Origin of the sequence: Herbaspirillum aquaticum, assembly GCF_002213425.1 — a bacterium.
Taxonomy (GTDB): domain Bacteria; phylum Pseudomonadota; class Gammaproteobacteria; order Burkholderiales; family Burkholderiaceae_D; genus Herbaspirillum; species Herbaspirillum aquaticum.
This window is the reverse complement of sequence record NZ_NJGV01000018.1, coordinates 72,881-87,439: the sequence shown is the minus strand read 5'-3', so window position 1 is coordinate 87,439 and position 14,559 is coordinate 72,881. Positions and strand designations below refer to the sequence as shown.

Annotated in this window: 15 protein-coding genes and 1 riboswitch; of the genes, 7 read left to right on the top strand and 8 right to left on the bottom strand. The window is 60.5% G+C overall.

Translation table 11 applies throughout. The annotated features are described in order from the left end of the window. Window positions 1-16 precede the first annotated feature (16 nt). Window positions 17-2,827 (bottom strand): valine--tRNA ligase, encoded by a 2,811-nt coding sequence (locus CEJ45_RS16935; RefSeq protein WP_088756214.1) that lies wholly within the window; start codon window positions 2,825-2,827, stop codon window positions 17-19. A gap of 158 nt (window positions 2,828-2,985) precedes the next feature. Between CEJ45_RS16935 and CEJ45_RS16930 the strand changes: the two genes are divergently transcribed. From CEJ45_RS16930 to thiE, 7 genes are all read left to right on the top strand, one after another. Continuing rightward, entirely contained in the window at window positions 2,986-3,237 is a 252-nt protein-coding gene (locus CEJ45_RS16930) for a type II toxin-antitoxin system Phd/YefM family antitoxin (protein ID WP_088756279.1), read from the top strand. Next, a complete protein-coding gene (locus CEJ45_RS16925) occupies window positions 3,234-3,647 on the top strand; it encodes a type II toxin-antitoxin system VapC family toxin (protein WP_088756213.1) in 414 nt (137 codons plus the stop codon). Before CEJ45_RS16930 ends, CEJ45_RS16925 begins: the two co-directional genes overlap by 4 nt. A 103-nt stretch (window positions 3,648-3,750) precedes the next feature. Further along, window positions 3,751-3,861, top strand: a riboswitch (TPP riboswitch). Between the two features lie 97 nt (window positions 3,862-3,958). After that, on the top strand, window positions 3,959-5,872 hold the full coding sequence (gene thiC / locus CEJ45_RS16920) for a phosphomethylpyrimidine synthase ThiC (RefSeq protein WP_088756212.1): 1,914 nt from the start codon (window positions 3,959-3,961) through the stop codon (window positions 5,870-5,872). Window positions 5,873-5,877: 5 nt separating this feature from the next. After that, window positions 5,878-6,078, top strand: a complete 201-nt coding sequence (gene thiS / locus CEJ45_RS16915) for a sulfur carrier protein ThiS (RefSeq protein ID WP_008334753.1) — start codon at window positions 5,878-5,880, stop codon at window positions 6,076-6,078. 80 nt (window positions 6,079-6,158) lie between these two features. Further along, entirely contained in the window at window positions 6,159-6,968 is an 810-nt protein-coding gene (locus CEJ45_RS16910) for a thiazole synthase (RefSeq protein WP_088756211.1), read from the top strand. Between the two features lie 2 nt (window positions 6,969-6,970). Further along, a complete protein-coding gene (gene thiD, locus CEJ45_RS16905; protein WP_088756210.1) occupies window positions 6,971-7,837 on the top strand; it encodes a bifunctional hydroxymethylpyrimidine kinase/phosphomethylpyrimidine kinase in 867 nt (288 codons plus the stop codon). A gap of 1 nt (window position 7,838) precedes the next feature. Then, the gene (gene thiE / locus CEJ45_RS16900) at window positions 7,839-8,471 is read left to right on the top strand and encodes a thiamine phosphate synthase (RefSeq protein WP_088756209.1); all 633 of its coding nucleotides are present in this window, start codon (window positions 7,839-7,841) and stop codon (window positions 8,469-8,471) included. Between the two features lie 161 nt (window positions 8,472-8,632). Here the strand turns inward: thiE and CEJ45_RS16895 are convergent, their stop codons facing one another. The 7 genes from CEJ45_RS16895 to aroQ form a co-directional block, all read right to left on the bottom strand. After that, the gene (locus CEJ45_RS16895) at window positions 8,633-9,172 is read right to left on the bottom strand and encodes a hypothetical protein (protein ID WP_241517366.1); all 540 of its coding nucleotides are present in this window, start codon (window positions 9,170-9,172) and stop codon (window positions 8,633-8,635) included. A gap of 152 nt (window positions 9,173-9,324) precedes the next feature. Next, a complete protein-coding gene (locus CEJ45_RS16890; protein WP_088756208.1) occupies window positions 9,325-9,747 on the bottom strand; it encodes a hypothetical protein in 423 nt (140 codons plus the stop codon). Between the two features lie 197 nt (window positions 9,748-9,944). Then, window positions 9,945-10,400, bottom strand: coding sequence for a hypothetical protein (locus tag CEJ45_RS24995; RefSeq protein ID WP_187697700.1), 456 nt, complete (start codon window positions 10,398-10,400; stop codon window positions 9,945-9,947). A gap of 6 nt (window positions 10,401-10,406) precedes the next feature. Further along, on the bottom strand, window positions 10,407-11,306 hold the full coding sequence (locus CEJ45_RS25175) for a hypothetical protein (RefSeq protein WP_241517365.1): 900 nt from the start codon (window positions 11,304-11,306) through the stop codon (window positions 10,407-10,409). Between the two features lie 488 nt (window positions 11,307-11,794). Further along, the gene (locus tag CEJ45_RS16870) at window positions 11,795-12,289 is read right to left on the bottom strand and encodes a Dps family protein (protein ID WP_008334773.1); all 495 of its coding nucleotides are present in this window, start codon (window positions 12,287-12,289) and stop codon (window positions 11,795-11,797) included. Between the two features lie 237 nt (window positions 12,290-12,526). Further along, window positions 12,527-13,768 (bottom strand): MFS transporter, encoded by a 1,242-nt coding sequence (locus tag CEJ45_RS16865; protein ID WP_088756206.1) that lies wholly within the window; start codon window positions 13,766-13,768, stop codon window positions 12,527-12,529. Between the two features lie 194 nt (window positions 13,769-13,962). Further along, entirely contained in the window at window positions 13,963-14,532 is a 570-nt protein-coding gene (aroQ, locus tag CEJ45_RS16860) for a gamma subclass chorismate mutase AroQ (protein WP_088756205.1), read from the bottom strand. Window positions 14,533-14,559 lie beyond the last annotated feature (27 nt).

The following is a 14,559-nucleotide window of genomic DNA, read 5'->3' as shown; positions in this document are numbered from 1 at the left end:
GAAGAAACAGGCCGGCTTACTTCAGCTTGGCCAGCTGTTCCTTCACTTTTTCCAGCGTAGCGCTGAAGTTGGTGACGCGTTCCTTCTCTTGCGCCACCACCGCCTCGGGCGCACGAGCCACGAAGCTTTCGTTGGACAGCTTGCCGTTGGCCTTGGCGATCTCGGCGGTCAGGCGGGTGACTTCCTTGCCCAGGCGTTCACGCTCGGCAGCCACGTCGATTTCCACCTTCAGCATCAGCTTGACTTCACCAACGATGGCCACCGGTGCCGGCGACTCCGGCAGTTGCGCCACCACCGTGGTTTCCGACAGGCGCACCAGGCCTTGCAGGTAGGGCAGGAAGGATTGCACGGCCGACGCATCGGCGGCTTCCACGATCAGCGGTACGCGCAGCGACGGCGCCAGCTGCATCTCGCCGCGCAGGTTGCGGCAGGCGTCGGTGTAGGCCTTGAACTGGGCGACCCAGGCTTCGGCTTCGGCATCGATCTTTTCCAGGTCCGGGCGCGGATAGGCCTGGCGCATGATGGAGTCGCCGGCCGGATCCGGCTTGCGATCGGTCAGCGGCGCCACGCTCTGCCACAGCTGCTCGGTGATGAAGGGCAGCACCGGATGCGCCAGGCGCAGCACGCTTTCCAGCACGCGCAAGAGGGTGCGGCGGGTGGCGCGCTGCTGCGCTTCGTTGCCGCTCTGGATCTGGGCCTTGGCCATTTCCAGGTACCAGTCGCAGTACTCGTCCCAGACGAACTTGTAGATCGCGGTGGCGATGTTGTCGAAGCGGTAGTCGGCGAAGCCCTTTTCGACTTCAGCCTCGGTACGCTGCAGCAGCGACACGATCCAGCGGTCAGCCTTGGAGAATTGCAGCTTCTCCTTGTCGCAGACACCCTTCTCGTGGCCGTCGAAACCGCAGTCCTGGCCTTCCGTATTCATCAGCACGAAGCGGGTGGCGTTCCAGAGCTTGTTGCAGAAGTTGCGATAGCCTTCGCAGCGGTTCAGGTCGAAGTTGATGTTGCGGCCCAGGGTCGCCAGCGAGGCGAAGGTGAAGCGCAGCGCATCGGTGCCGAAGGCCGGGATGCCATCGGCAAATTCCTTGCGGGTGGCCTTCTCGATGCTGGCGGCCTGCTTGGGATTCATCAGGCCGACCGTACGCTTGGCCACCAGCTCGTCCACGCCGATGCCATCGATCAGGTCGATCGGGTCCAGGGTGTTGCCCTTGGACTTGGACATCTTCTGGCCCGAGGCATCGCGCACCAGGCCGTGGACGTAGACAGTGTCAAACGGCACCTTGCCGGTGAAGTGCGTGGTCATCATGACCATGCGCGCCACCCAGAAGAAGATGATGTCAAAGCCCGTCACCAGCACCGAGGAGGGCAGGAACAGCTTGTAGTCCGGGGTTTCTTCCGGCCAGCCCAGGGTGGAGAAGGGCACCAGCGCCGAGGAGAACCAGGTGTCGAGCACGTCTTCATCGCGCTTGACGGCCTTGCCGCCGGCTTGCTTCTTTGCTTCTTCTTCGGTGCGGGCGACATAGATACCGCCGTCCTCGTCGTACCAGGCCGGAATCTGGTGGCCCCACCACAGCTGGCGCGAGATGCACCAGTCCTGGATGTTGTTGAGCCACTGGTTATAGGTGTTGGTCCAGTTCTCGGGCACGAACTTGATCTCGCCCGAAGAAACCTTTTCCAGCGCGGTCTCGGCAATCGACTTGCCGGGGAAGAAGGTCCCTTCCGGTGCCGGCTTGCTCATGGCGACGAACCATTGGTCGGTCAGCATCGGCTCGATCACTACGCCCGTACGGTCGCCACGCGGCACCATCAGCTTGTGCGGCTTGACCAGTTCCAGGAGGCCCAGCGCGTCCAGGTCGGCCACGATCTGCTTGCGCGCCTCGAAGCGGTCCAGGCCCTGGTACTTCTCGGGCGAGTTCTCGTTGATGGTGGCCTTCAAGGTGAAGACGCTGATCATTTCCAGGTTGTGGCGTGCGCCGACCTGGTAGTCGTTGAAGTCGTGGGCCGGGGTGATCTTCACGCAGCCGGTGCCGAATTCCTTGTCGACGTATTCATCCTTGATGATGGGGATCTCGCGGCCCACCAACGGCAGCTTGATCATCTTGCCCACCAGCGCGGCGTAGCGTTCGTCAGTCGGGTCCACGGCCACGGCGACGTCGCCCAGCATGGTTTCCGGACGGGTGGTGGCCACCACGATATGGCCGCTGCCATCGGCCAGCGGGTACTTGATGTGCCACATGGAGCCGTCTTCTTCTTCCGACACCACTTCCAGGTCGGAGACGGCGGTGCCCAGCACCGGATCCCAGTTCACCAGGCGCTTGCCACGGTAGATCAGGCCTTGCTCGTAGAGGCGCACGAAGACTTCGGTGACGGCCTTGGACATCTTCGGGTCCATCGTGAAGTATTCACGGGCCCAGTCGGTGGAGGCGCCCATGCGGCGCATCTGGCCGGTGATGGTGGAGCCGGATTTTTCCTTCCACTCCCACACCTTCTCGACGAATTTTTCACGGCCCAGGTCGTGGCGCGAGACCTTCTGCGCATCCAGCTGGCGTTCCACCACGATCTGGGTGGCGATGCCGGCGTGGTCGGTGCCGGGGATCCAGGCGGTGTTGTAGCCGCGCATGCGGTGGTAGCGCGTCAGGCCATCCATGATGGTCTGGTTGAACGCGTGACCCATGTGCAGGGTGCCGGTCACATTGGGCGGCGGCAGCTGGATGGAAAACGAGGGCTTCTCCGCGTCGGTGGTGGCGGCGAAGTAACCGCGCTTTTCCCACTCCTCGCGCCAGAATTTCTCAATCTCGGCAGGCTCGAACGACTTGGCTAATTCCATGATTTGACGTGTGTTTTTGCGAAACCCAACATTATAAGGGACGGATAGTACAAAGCCCCCAAAACGTCGCCGCGAGCCGGCGAAGAATTCCGGTACCAGCGGTATTTGCAAAGGAATGCTGCTATGATCTGACCTGTCTGGTCAGATTGGAGGTATTGATGCGTACATGGCAAATACAAGAAGCCAAGGCTCAGTTTTCGGAACTGGTGCGGGATACGGAGCGCTCGGGTCCGCAGGAAATCACCTGGCACGGTCGCTCAGTAGCGGTAGTCATGTCGAAAGCAGACTATGAGCGGCTCAGCGGCGCAGATTTGACCTTGGTCGAATTTATGCGGCGTTCGCCGCTTTACGATGCAGATGATGTTGAATTCGAGCGTGATACCAGCCTGACGAGGGAGGTTGACCTTTGAGTTATCTGCTCGACACCAATGTCCTGTCGGAACTGCGTCGCCGTGAGCCCAATCCTCGGGTCGTGGAATGGTTTGCGCGCAGGCCTCCAGCTACCTTGTACCTGAGCGTCCTCACCATGGGCGAAATACGAAAAGGTGCCGATAACAAGCCGCCGGGGCCTGCAAAGTTGCGCTTGATAGATTGGCTGGAAACTGAGTTGCCCGCCTATTTTGCCGGAAGAATCTTGCCGATTGATGTTGTCGTGGCAGACCGATGGGGGCGCATTCAGGCAGCAGCGGGGCGTCCGGTTGCAGCGGTTGACAGCCTCTTGGCCGCCACTGCACTCGTGCACGGACTGACCATGGTGACCCGCAATCGCAAAGATTTTCAGTTCCCGGGTCTGCAAGTGATCGATCCTTGGGCTGAGTGAAAATGCTGCGCTGCACACCCAGCCCATCTGAAATGAAACCTTGTTCCTTGCGCCGATTGGAGTAGAATCCGGCCCACGACAAAGACTGCGCAAGCAGCCCGCGTCGCATCGCTAGGGGTCCTGGCACCGGAGCACATGCTCTGGCAGCCGGGTGAGAAATACCCTTGAACCTGATCTGGATAATGCCAGCGAAGGGAAGCAACCGGCAGCATGACGCACCCACGGCCCTGTATCACCTCCACGCCGTCCGTCCTCTTCCGCAACCTCCTTTGCTGGCTCCGAGCCAAGAGTCATCAAGCAAAGGAGCCGAAATGAATGCCAACCCGAAATTCCTGTCCGCGACGGCGACCGTCGACGAGGCAGCCGTCCAGCCTCTCCCGAATTCCCGCAAGATCTACGTGACCGGCTCGCGCCCGGATATCCGCGTGCCCATGCGCGAGATCAGCCAGGCCGACACCCCCGCCATGTTCGGTTCGGAAAAGAATCCGCCGATCTATGTCTACGACACCTCCGGCCCCTACACCGACCCGGACGTGAAGATCGATATCCGCGCCGGCCTCGCTACCCCGCGCCTGCCCTGGATCCTGGAGCGCAACGATACCGAGGAACTGCCCGGCCCGACTTCCGAATACGGCCAGCAGCGCCTGAACGACCCGGCCCTGGCCGAGCTGCGCTTCAACCTGCACCGCAAGCCGCGCCGCGCCAAGACCGGTGCCAACGTCACCCAGATGCACTATGCCCGCCGCGGCATCATCACCCCCGAGATGGAATTCATCGCCATCCGCGAAAACCTGCGCCGCAAGGAATACCTGGAGCAATTGAAGGCCTCCGGCCCCATGGGCAACAAGCTGGCCGACCTGATGGGCCGCCAGCATCCGGGCCAATCCTTCGGTGCATCGATTCCCGCCGAGATCACCCCGGAATTCGTGCGTGACGAAGTCGCACGCGGGCGCGCCATCATCCCCGCCAACATCAACCACCCGGAAGTCGAACCGATGATCATCGGCCGCAATTTCCTGGTGAAGATCAACGCCAACATCGGCAACTCGGCGGTCACTTCCTCCATCGGCGAGGAAGTGGAAAAGATGACCTGGGCCATCCGCTGGGGTGGCGACAACGTCATGGACCTCTCCACCGGCAAGAACATCCACGAGACCCGTGAATGGATCATCCGCAATTCGCCTGTGCCCATTGGCACCGTGCCGATCTACCAGGCACTGGAAAAGGTCAACGGCAAGGCAGAGGACCTGACCTGGGAAATCTTCCGCGATACCTTGATCGAGCAAGCCGAGCAGGGCGTGGACTACTTCACCATCCACGCCGGCGTGCGCCTGCAATACGTGCCGCTGACGGCCAAGCGCATGACCGGCATCGTCTCGCGCGGCGGTTCCATCATGGCCAAGTGGTGCCTGGCGCATCACCGCGAATCCTTCCTCTACGAACACTTCGAAGAGATCTGCGAAATCATGAAAGCCTATGACGTCAGCTTCAGCCTCGGCGATGGCCTGCGTCCCGGCTCGATCTACGACGCCAACGACGAAGCCCAGCTGGGCGAGCTGCGCACCCTGGGCGACCTGACCCAGATCGCCTGGAAGCACGACGTGCAGGTGATGATCGAAGGCCCCGGCCACGTGCCCATGCATCTCATCAAGGAGAACATGGACCTGCAGCTGGAGCAGTGCCACGAAGCCCCGTTCTATACCCTGGGCCCCTTGACCACCGACATCGCTCCCGGCTACGACCACATCACCTCCGGCATCGGTGCCGCGCAGATCGGCTGGTACGGCACGGCCATGCTGTGCTACGTCACCCCCAAGGAACACCTGGGCCTGCCCAACAAGACCGACGTCAAGGACGGCATCATCACCTACAAGATCGCCGCGCACGCCGCCGACCTGGCCAAGGGCCATCCGGGCGCGCAGATCCGCGACAACGCACTGTCCAAGGCGCGCTTCGAGTTCCGCTGGGAAGACCAGTTCAACATCGGCCTGGACCCCGACAAGGCGCGCGAATTCCACGACGAAACCCTGCCCAAGGATTCGGCCAAGGTGGCGCACTTCTGCTCCATGTGCGGCCCGCATTTCTGCTCCATGAAGATCACCCAGGAAGTGCGTGATTACGCCGCCAAGGAAGGCATCTCCGAGATCGACGCCTTGAAGCAGGGCATGCAGGTGAAATCAGTCGAGTTCGTCAAGATGGGCGCCGAGATCTATTCGAAGCAGTAAGCGCCATGCAGATCGAACTGAACGGCAAGCCGCACCCGCTGCCTGACGGCGCCACGCTGGACCAGCTCATTGCCGGCCTCTCCCTGGCCGGCAAGGCGGTGGCCGTGGCGGTGAACCGCCAGGTCGTGCCCAGCGCGCAATGGCCTGAGCGCGCGCTGGCCGAGGCCGACAAGGTAGACGTAGTGCGCGCCATCGGGGGCGGATGAACGATTGTTCCGCGGCGGCGCGCTGGAGCCTCCAGGCGCCGCCTCCCGTGGCACGCAGCTCTTACAGACAAGGAATCGACATGAACATGAACGACGCCCCCCACCTCACCGAGGACAAGGGCCTGACCATCGCCGGCAAGACCTATCGCTCACGCCTCCTGGTGGGCAGCGGCAAATACAAGGACCTCGACGAAACCCGCGCGGCGACTGTCGCCAGCGGTGCCGAGATCATCACGGTGGCGATCCGCCGGGTCAATATCGGCCAGGACCCGAATGCGCCCAGCCTGCTGGACGCGGTGCCGCCCTCCGAATTCACCATCCTGCCCAATACGGCTGGCTGCTACAACGCTGCCGATGCGGTCTACACGCTGCAACTGGCGCGCGAGCTGCTGGGAGGCCACAAGCTGGTCAAGCTGGAAGTGCTGGGCGACGAGAAGACGCTCTTCCCCAACATGCCCGAAACGCTGAAGGCCGCCGAGACCCTGGTCAAGGATGGCTTCGACGTGATGGTCTATTGCAGCGACGATCCGATCCAGGCGCGCATGCTGGAAGACCTGGGCGTAGCCGCCGTCATGCCGCTGGCCTCGCTGATCGGTTCGGGCATGGGCATCCTGAATCCCTGGAATCTCTCGCTCATCATCGAACAGGCGCGTGTGCCGGTGCTGGTCGATGCCGGCGTGGGCACGGCCTCCGATGCGGCCATTGCGATGGAGCTGGGCTGTGATGGCGTGCTCATGAATACCGCCATTGCCGGTGCACGCGATCCGATTCGCATGGCGCGCGCCATGAAACTGGCGGTGGAAGCGGGCCGCGAAGCCTTCCTCGCGGGACGCATCCCGCGCAAGTTTGCCGCCTCGCCGTCCTCCCCGATGGCCGGCCGCGTGGCGTGAGCATGCAGGCAGCTTATCGTTCCACGCCGCCCTGCGTGCTGGTCTTCTCCGGTTCCGACCCCAGCGGCGGGGCCGGCATGCAGGCCGATATCCCGGCCATCACGGCACTGGGTGCGCATCCCTTGTCGGTGCCGACCGCATTGACGGTGCAGGACAACGTCAGCGTGTTTGCCGTGCATGCGCTCGACCCTGACCTGGTGCGCTACCAGGCGCAGGTGCTGATCAATCGTTTCGACATTGCCGCCGTCAAGCTGGGCATTGCAGGCAGTCGTGAGAATGCCGAAGTGATCGCCGACCTGATCCGCCATCTGCGCGCGCGCAATCCGCACTTGCCGGTGGTGCTCGATCCTGTGCTGGCCAACGGCAAGGGCGACCAGCTCTCGCGCGACGATGCCGCACGGGTGATCGAACCCCTGTACGAAATGGCCACCGTCATCACCCCCAACCTCAACGAGGCGCGGCGCCTGTGCGGGGATGTCGATCCGGCGCGGCAGGCGGCCCTGCTGATGGAGCGTGGCTGTGCGCATGTGCTGCTCAAGGGGGGCCATGGTCCGCAGGAGCAGGATGTGATCAATCGCTGGTACGGACAATCGTTGCGTTCCGGGTTTGACGAAGAGGCCATCGAGAGTGCGCGCTGGCGCTGGACCCGCCTGCCCGATGAATTCCACGGCAGCGGCTGCACCCTTGCGGCCGCGCTGTCGGCCTGCCTGGCGCGCGGCCTGCCCATGCGCGAGGCCATCGACCTGGCGCAGCAGTATACGCAGCAGGCGCTGTCGACGTCCTATGCGATTGCTGACGGGCAGCGCATCCCCAACCGCGTGCCTGCCTTTGAACCTGTTATTGATGCCGCCGTCGCGGCAGGAGCCTGACATGAAACCCCAGTACGCAACGCATCTGCGTGGCCTCTACATCGTCACGCCGGATTGGGATGACACCGCCCAATTGCTGGCCGCCACCGAGCTGGCCTTGCAGAACGGTGCTGCGCTGGTGCAGTACCGCCACAAGACCGCCGGCGTGGAGCAACGCCGCGCACAGGCTTCGGCATTGCTGGCGCTGTGCCGGCAATATGATGTGCCGCTCATCATCAATGATCATGTAGACCTGTGCCTGGAGATCGATGCCGATGGCATCCACGTCGGTGGTACCGATGCCTCCATTGCCGAGGTGCGCAAGGCCGTGGGGCCGGAGCGCATCGTTGGGGCATCCTGCTACGGTACGCTGGAGCTGGCCCATGCGGCGTATCGCGATGGCGCCAGTTATGTCGCCTTCGGGGGCTTCTATCCGTCGCGCGTGAAAAAATATGATTTCCGGACCGCGCCGGAAATCATTGCGCAATCCAAGCGCGAGATCCCCTTGCCGGTGGTGGTGATCGGCGGCATCACGCTGGAGAACGCGCCGCCGCTGGTGGCGCAGGGGGCTGACATGGTGGCCGTCATCAGCAGCGTGTATCTGGTGCCGGTGGGGGAGCGCAAGACGCGGGAGTTGGCGGATTTGTATCGCTGAGGCCCATCTTCGTACTCCCTGACCGTTCGGACTGAGTAGACCCGCAGGGTCGTATCGAAGACGCACCGAAGACACACCAGCGCAGCTGCGCCTTCGATACGCCGCAGTGCGGCTACTCGGTCCGAACGGCAAGAAAAAAAGCAGAGATTGTTAAATCGTCGTCAGCTCCAACATGGGGAATATTTTTGTATATTCGCGAATTCCATTGTCTTTTTCGCTTGGTTGAGCCAATTCTTTTGTAAAGGTCTCGAAGGATAAGGCTTCATTTTTTTGGGTGGCCAGTCATCCCATCTTCCTTTTGCGAAAGCCGTTACCGACTTGGCACCGTCATCGTCGTGCAAAAACCCATTCACTGCTAATCCCAGTTTGAGAAAGATACTCACGCCAACTATTGTTAGCGGAGCATTGTCCCAATCATGCAGAAGCTTGAATGCCTGCGTGCCCGGAACCTCGAACAAGTTAAGTCCATTCAATTGGACGTTTTGGAGATTTGGGTACAAGCTGATTTCTAACAATGTTTCATCCATTTCCGAATAGGTTAGTTGCAGACCGTTGTTGCTCCAATATTCTGTCAACTCCTCCGAGCCTCCGCTTTTATCGATAGATAAAGGATTGCCTATAAGTTGATGAACGTCGTCGCGAGTCATTCCAAACCTGAGCGGTCCGACGCCGACGTAAGACATGACGATGTGTTCTCGCATACTAGATCCCAAGGCAGTAAGCACTGCCCTTCGAGAAATATCAAAATCAGGTGCATATTGGATTCGCTTTTGCCGGCTTGTCGGTCCCTGGCCGATGGAGGCGATGGATGAGGAAGCGCGAGATAAGAGGATGCAAGTTCCTTTGCGTATGCTTATTCATCCCATCTTCCTTTTACAAAAGCCGCGACTGCCTTGTCACTGTCATCGTCGTCCAAAAAACCATGCACAGCCAATCCGAGTTTAAAAAAGACACTTGTACCAGTTCTATCCAGTGGTGCATCGTCCCAATCATGGAGAGCCTTGAACACATCCGCTCCCGGCACCTCGAATAATTTGAGGCCATTGAACTGCACATTGGCGAGATTGGGGCAAAGGCCAATCTCCAATAGCCCATCCCCGGTTTCCGAAAAAGTCAGCTGCAAGCCGTTGTCGCCCCAACATTCCCTCGATTCTTCAAAGAAGCGGCTCTTTTTTGAAGATTGCGGCTTGCCCAGTAGTTGATGAACCTCGTCCCGAGTCATTCCAAATTTGAGCGGCCCGACGCCTACGTACGATGTGATGATGTGTTCTTGCATACTTAACCTGTCCCGGCGAACTCTTGGTCGCCTCGCCGAAGTTGCTAATAAAATATTTGAATCCTTCGTCTCTCATCTCATTTCCTTGTCACGACAGGTTCCAATATGAAATTCATGAACGGGCCCAATGTCTTGCAACTAGGTCGGCCAGTGTCACGAAAGGAAAAAATCTTTGGTCGTGTTTTTCCTCTTCAATGCTATTGGGGAAACGGTTTGAGTTTCGGGAGCCACTTGTCCCAAGCGCCGCGTGGGAACATGGTAAGAGCCTTCTGAGAAACGTTTTGATCGTGAAATCCTGTGAGTGTTATTCCAAGTTTGAAAAGAACGATGAATCCAAGGTATGTGAACGGGTTGCCGTCTTCCGCGACCAGCTTCTCAAGAACGACGCTTTCTTCATCGAGGAATATATTGCTGTCCTTGAATCGGACGTTCTCCATCTGCCGTCCAAAGCCGATGTGAGATACGGTTTCGGCAGACCCGGGCGAATAGCCTATATTTGTGAAGCTGCGGAATTCCACTCTCTGCTTCAGATGATTGAAAGTTACGCTGTCTGCGGGACCGTAAATTTTCTCAATTTCATGAGGCGTCATACCGAAGCATATTTTCTTCGCTCCAATATACGGGATGATTTCGAACGATTCGTCTTCATTCATTTCTCGTCACCTTAAAAGAGAGTTCTTCTCAAGACATTTAAAATATTCCAGCATTTCAAGCATTGCCTCGTTGTACCTTTTGGCCTCGCCAGCTCCTTTAGCGACCTTTCTTACATCTCGAATCTCGATCGCCACTGCATCTCTCCACTTTCCTTGTGAAATTAACGATTCAATGGCATTTCTGTATTCGATCGAGCCTGGCATTTGGCCGTTGCTAGCTGTCTTCGAGTGGTCTCCAGGGGCCATTTGGATTGCCGGTCCGTCATTGTGCTTCAATGGACTGGCATCATTAGCCGGCATGTGATGCGAATCTTTTCCATCGTTCCTTGGCCTGCTCGTCTTGCCGTGTGCTCCCCCTCGATATGGCCCTTTGCCGCTTCCCTGTCGGAGATGATCACAAGGCCCCTTCTTCCTTCCCTTGATCGTGGTATCTTTGCCGCCCCTCTTGCCTCCGCTACCTCCTGAGGCCGCCGTCGCTGCATTGACGTCCTTCGCCACCTTGGCGTTTTCCTGCGCTTCTTTAGCGGCCTTGGCAGCCTTGAGCGCTTCTTCAGCTTCGCGGGCTCCCTTGGTGACTCTTGCCGCGCTGACTGCTCGCTTGGCGACCTTGCCTGCCGTCGTGACCACCTTGCCACCCGGGATCATGCTCGCCGCAGCAATCCCCGCTTCAACGTAGTCGCCCTCGGCGGTATAGATCGCCGCATCGATCGCACCCGTGATGACCGACAACCCAGGAACGAAACTGGCCACGCCCAGCACACCGTGCACCCACGGACTGGACTTCTGCCAAAACGTTTTCTCGGCCTCAGTCTCTGCCTTGATGGCTGCATTGGCGCCGCCACCGTGCGGTTCGATGTGCGTGAACGACCTGTCAGCCTGTTCGAGGATGACGCCTTTGGTCGTCATGACGCTGCATCCCGCGTCATGTCGACCGGGGCGCAGGGCAAGTCGTTTAGGCCAAGCCAGGTGTGATCGGTCGAGCGCGCAAGAGCAAAGTCGCGTGAACAGCGCTCGCTGGCGTCAAGCCGGTTGACTAGCGGTTCATTTTGGGAGACGGGGTGATACGGAAAAGCCTGCCGCAGAGTGCGGGCGTGGAGAGTGTCCGGAAGCAGCTGTTCCAGACCCGGGGGCGCTTTGGGCATGCGAAGATCCTGTGCTCATCAAGTATCCCTCCCTGATGCAACACTGGCCCGCATTCTAATGTTTCCTTGTGGAAATTCGCAACTCCCGGATGATGACTTTGGCAATGAAGCGCTGAAGACGCGACTGACTAACACCGGTCCTGCCGAGGCTATCGCTCGATAAAAAACAGCCCCGGCCGTGTGAACGACCGGGGCTGCAGGATACAGCGTGCGAGCGCTTTACACGCCTCGCAAAAAGAACCAACTCTTGCGTCAGCCTTCCAGCAGGCTGCGCAGCATCCACGCATTCTTTTCATGCAGCTGCATGCGCTGGGTCAGCAGGTCGGCGGTGGGCTCGTCAGCGGCAGCATCGACGGTCGGGAAGATCGAACGTGCGGTGCGGGTCACGGCTTCCTGGCCGGCCACCAGCTGGGCGATCATCTCTTGCGCATTGGGCACGCCTTCGGCTTCGGGGATCGAAGACAGCTTGGCGAATTCCTTGTACGAACCCGGTGCCGGATAACCCAGCGCGCGGATGCGTTCAGCGATCAGGTCCACTGCCAGCGCCAGTTCGTTGTACTGGCCTTCGAACATCAGGTGCAGCGTGTTGAACATCGGACCGGTCACGTTCCAGTGGAAGTTGTGGGTCTTCAGGTACAGCGTGTAGGTGTCTGCCAGCAGCTTGGACAGGCCGTCAGCAATCTTCTTGCGGTCCTTGTCGTTGATGCCGATGTTGATCGAGGGGGCTGCCACATTCTTCTTTGCCATCATTCGCTCCTTAGCTGTTCGGTTTTTCGTAAGCGGGTACATCACATTGCGCAACACCGCGATTCTATTGCAAATCGCAAACGGACAAACTGCGACTACACAAGTATTGATGAAAGGATGGGGGCGACGTTCCCCATTTCAATCCATTTTGGAGATAAATGCATCCCGATAAATCAATCGGGCCGATAAATCAAAATCTATCGGCCCGACGTCCCATCGACTGCAACGGCAATCAGATCAGGATTTTGCACCCTGCTGCGCACTGCGATACAAGGACAGCGACAAGGCCACTCCACCAATGGCCGCAATGGCGGCGAAGAGGAACACCTGCGGATATCCCAGCTGTCCGGCAATGGCCCCGGCCAGCGGACCGGTGATGCCCAGCGCCAGGTCGAGGAACACGGAATACGCCGCCAGTGCCGCACCACGATTGGCGGGCGACACCAGGTTGACCGCTTCCACTCCCAGCGAAGGGAACACCAGCGCAAAGCCGAAGCCGGCCAGCGCCGCGCCCAGCAATGCCAGGGCAGGCGTGGTGGCGCTCCACAGCAGCAGCAGGCCGACCGATTCGGTCAGGAAGCACACCACCGCCACGCGATATCCGCCGAAGCGGGTGATGACATTGGCAAACAGCAGGCGCGCACCGACGAAGGCCGATGAGAAGGCGGTCAGCGCAAAGGCCGCGCCGCTCCAGTGCTGATCGGCGTAATACAGGGTGATGAAGGTAGCGATCGAGCCGAAGCCGATGGTGCCGAAGGCCAGGCCCATGCCATACGCAAAGACCTTGCGCAGCACCAGCTTGAAGGACAGCTGTTCGCCTTGTACCACGGGCGTTGCCGGACCACCGCGCGCCAGCACATAGCCCAGCACGGTGAGCAGCATGCCAGTCAGGCCGATCATGGCAAAGCCCAGCGAGCGGTCCAGCACCACGCCCAGCGGCGCACCGATGGCCAAGGCAGCATAGGTGGCGATGCCATTCCAAGAGATCATCTTGGCGGTGTTCTCGGCACCTACGCGGCCCACGCCCCACATGATGGCGCCGGTGCCGACCAGGCTTTCGCCCAGGCCCAGGAAGGCGCGGCTGGCAAACAGCAGCACCAGCGACAGGAAGGGCAGTGGCTGCGCCAGCGCCGAGAGCAGCAACAGGCCGCCACTGGCCGAACACAGCAGCATGCCGCGCATGACGGTGTGCTTGGCGCCCATCGTGTCGATCATGCGGCCGGCATTGGCGCGGCTCACGAAGGTCGCGAAATACTGCACGCTGATGCCCAGGCCCGCGATCACCGAGCTGTAGCCCAGGTCGAGGTGGATGTAACCCGGCAGCACCGCCATCGGGATGCCGATGGCCAGATAAACCAGGAAGGTGAAGAAGGCGGTGGCAATGATCTGCCGGGTGACCTTGGCCGGCGTCAGCGGACGCGGCGCGGCGGCGGGCACGGGCGTGCCGGTGGAACTGGGACTACAGGAATCGTCGGACATGGCGGGGAAGTCGGAATGTGAATCCGGAACTGCAAACCGGAATGAGCAGGCCGCGCGCGCCGGTGTGCGCGTGAACAGCCAGACCGAATTTTACTCCCGCCCTAAAAATGCTGCAGGACAGCAAAAGATTTTTGCCTGTCAATTCAGCAACTTAGTCGTTTTTGTGCGACGTCATGTCTCACAAAGGCTGCAATTCAACGCTGGCAACGCAGTGCTTCGGTGGCGCGTTCGCGCACGGCGGGGGCGTAGTCGGCGCCCAGGATTTCCGCATCGAGCTCGGCCAGGTCGCGCTGCACGGCCGGTTCGCACCAGTGGCCGTTGAGGCGGGCCAGCGCCGCCAGCAGGTCGGGCGTGAGGCGGTCCAGCACCGGGCGCACCTGCAAGGCCAGGTCAGGCGGATTGGCGAAAGGCGCACGCTGCTCCACGCGCCACTGGCGGTGCAGGTCGCGCTGCACGATCTTGCCGGCCTCGAACTGGTCCTGGAAGAAGCGCCGCGTCCATGCGGCATCCAGTCCCAGTTTCTGTGCGCGGGCAGCGACGTCGTCGAGGATCACCGCCTCGCGCGCCGGATCGTCGATGGGCGCATGCGAATTCCATTTGCTGCGCGCTACCGGCGCGGCCACGTCGAGCCGGGTTTTCTGCAGGCTCAGCAATTGTTCGACATCGCTGCGCGCGGCCGGGGGCGGCGTGGTGGCGCAGGCGGTCAGCAGCAGGGCGGCGATCAGGGGCAAGACAGCGAGGAAGCGGGAAGGCAGGCGGCGCATGGTCGGAAGAGTCGAAAGCCGGGAAAG

What these genes read in the sequence shown, in the direction of transcription:
- thiD (WP_088756210.1), top strand. Translation starts at nt 6,971, where the DNA reads ATGCAGGCAGCTTATCGTTCCACGCCGCCCTGCGTGCTGGTCTTCTCC.
- CEJ45_RS16930 (WP_088756279.1), top strand. Translation starts at nt 2,986, where the DNA reads ATGCGTACATGGCAAATACAAGAAGCCAAGGCTCAGTTTTCGGAACTG.
- thiE (WP_088756209.1), top strand. Translation starts at nt 7,839, where the DNA reads ATGAAACCCCAGTACGCAACGCATCTGCGTGGCCTCTACATCGTCACG.
- thiS (WP_008334753.1), top strand. Translation starts at nt 5,878, where the DNA reads ATGCAGATCGAACTGAACGGCAAGCCGCACCCGCTGCCTGACGGCGCC.
- CEJ45_RS16910 (WP_088756211.1), top strand. Translation starts at nt 6,159, where the DNA reads ATGAACATGAACGACGCCCCCCACCTCACCGAGGACAAGGGCCTGACC.
- CEJ45_RS16870 (WP_008334773.1), bottom strand. Translation starts at nt 12,289, where the DNA reads ATGGCAAAGAAGAATGTGGCAGCCCCCTCGATCAACATCGGCATCAAC.
- CEJ45_RS24995 (WP_187697700.1), bottom strand. Translation starts at nt 10,400, where the DNA reads ATGAATGAAGACGAATCGTTCGAAATCATCCCGTATATTGGAGCGAAG.
- CEJ45_RS16865 (WP_088756206.1), bottom strand. Translation starts at nt 13,768, where the DNA reads ATGTCCGACGATTCCTGTAGTCCCAGTTCCACCGGCACGCCCGTGCCC.
- CEJ45_RS16895 (WP_241517366.1), bottom strand. Translation starts at nt 9,172, where the DNA reads ATGCGAGAACACATCGTCATGTCTTACGTCGGCGTCGGACCGCTCAGG.
- thiC (WP_088756212.1), top strand. Translation starts at nt 3,959, where the DNA reads ATGAATGCCAACCCGAAATTCCTGTCCGCGACGGCGACCGTCGACGAG.
- CEJ45_RS16935 (WP_088756214.1), bottom strand. Translation starts at nt 2,827, where the DNA reads ATGGAATTAGCCAAGTCGTTCGAGCCTGCCGAGATTGAGAAATTCTGG.
- CEJ45_RS25175 (WP_241517365.1), bottom strand. Translation starts at nt 11,306, where the DNA reads ATGACGACCAAAGGCGTCATCCTCGAACAGGCTGACAGGTCGTTCACG.
- CEJ45_RS16890 (WP_088756208.1), bottom strand. Translation starts at nt 9,747, where the DNA reads ATGCAAGAACACATCATCACATCGTACGTAGGCGTCGGGCCGCTCAAA.
- aroQ (WP_088756205.1), bottom strand. Translation starts at nt 14,532, where the DNA reads ATGCGCCGCCTGCCTTCCCGCTTCCTCGCTGTCTTGCCCCTGATCGCC.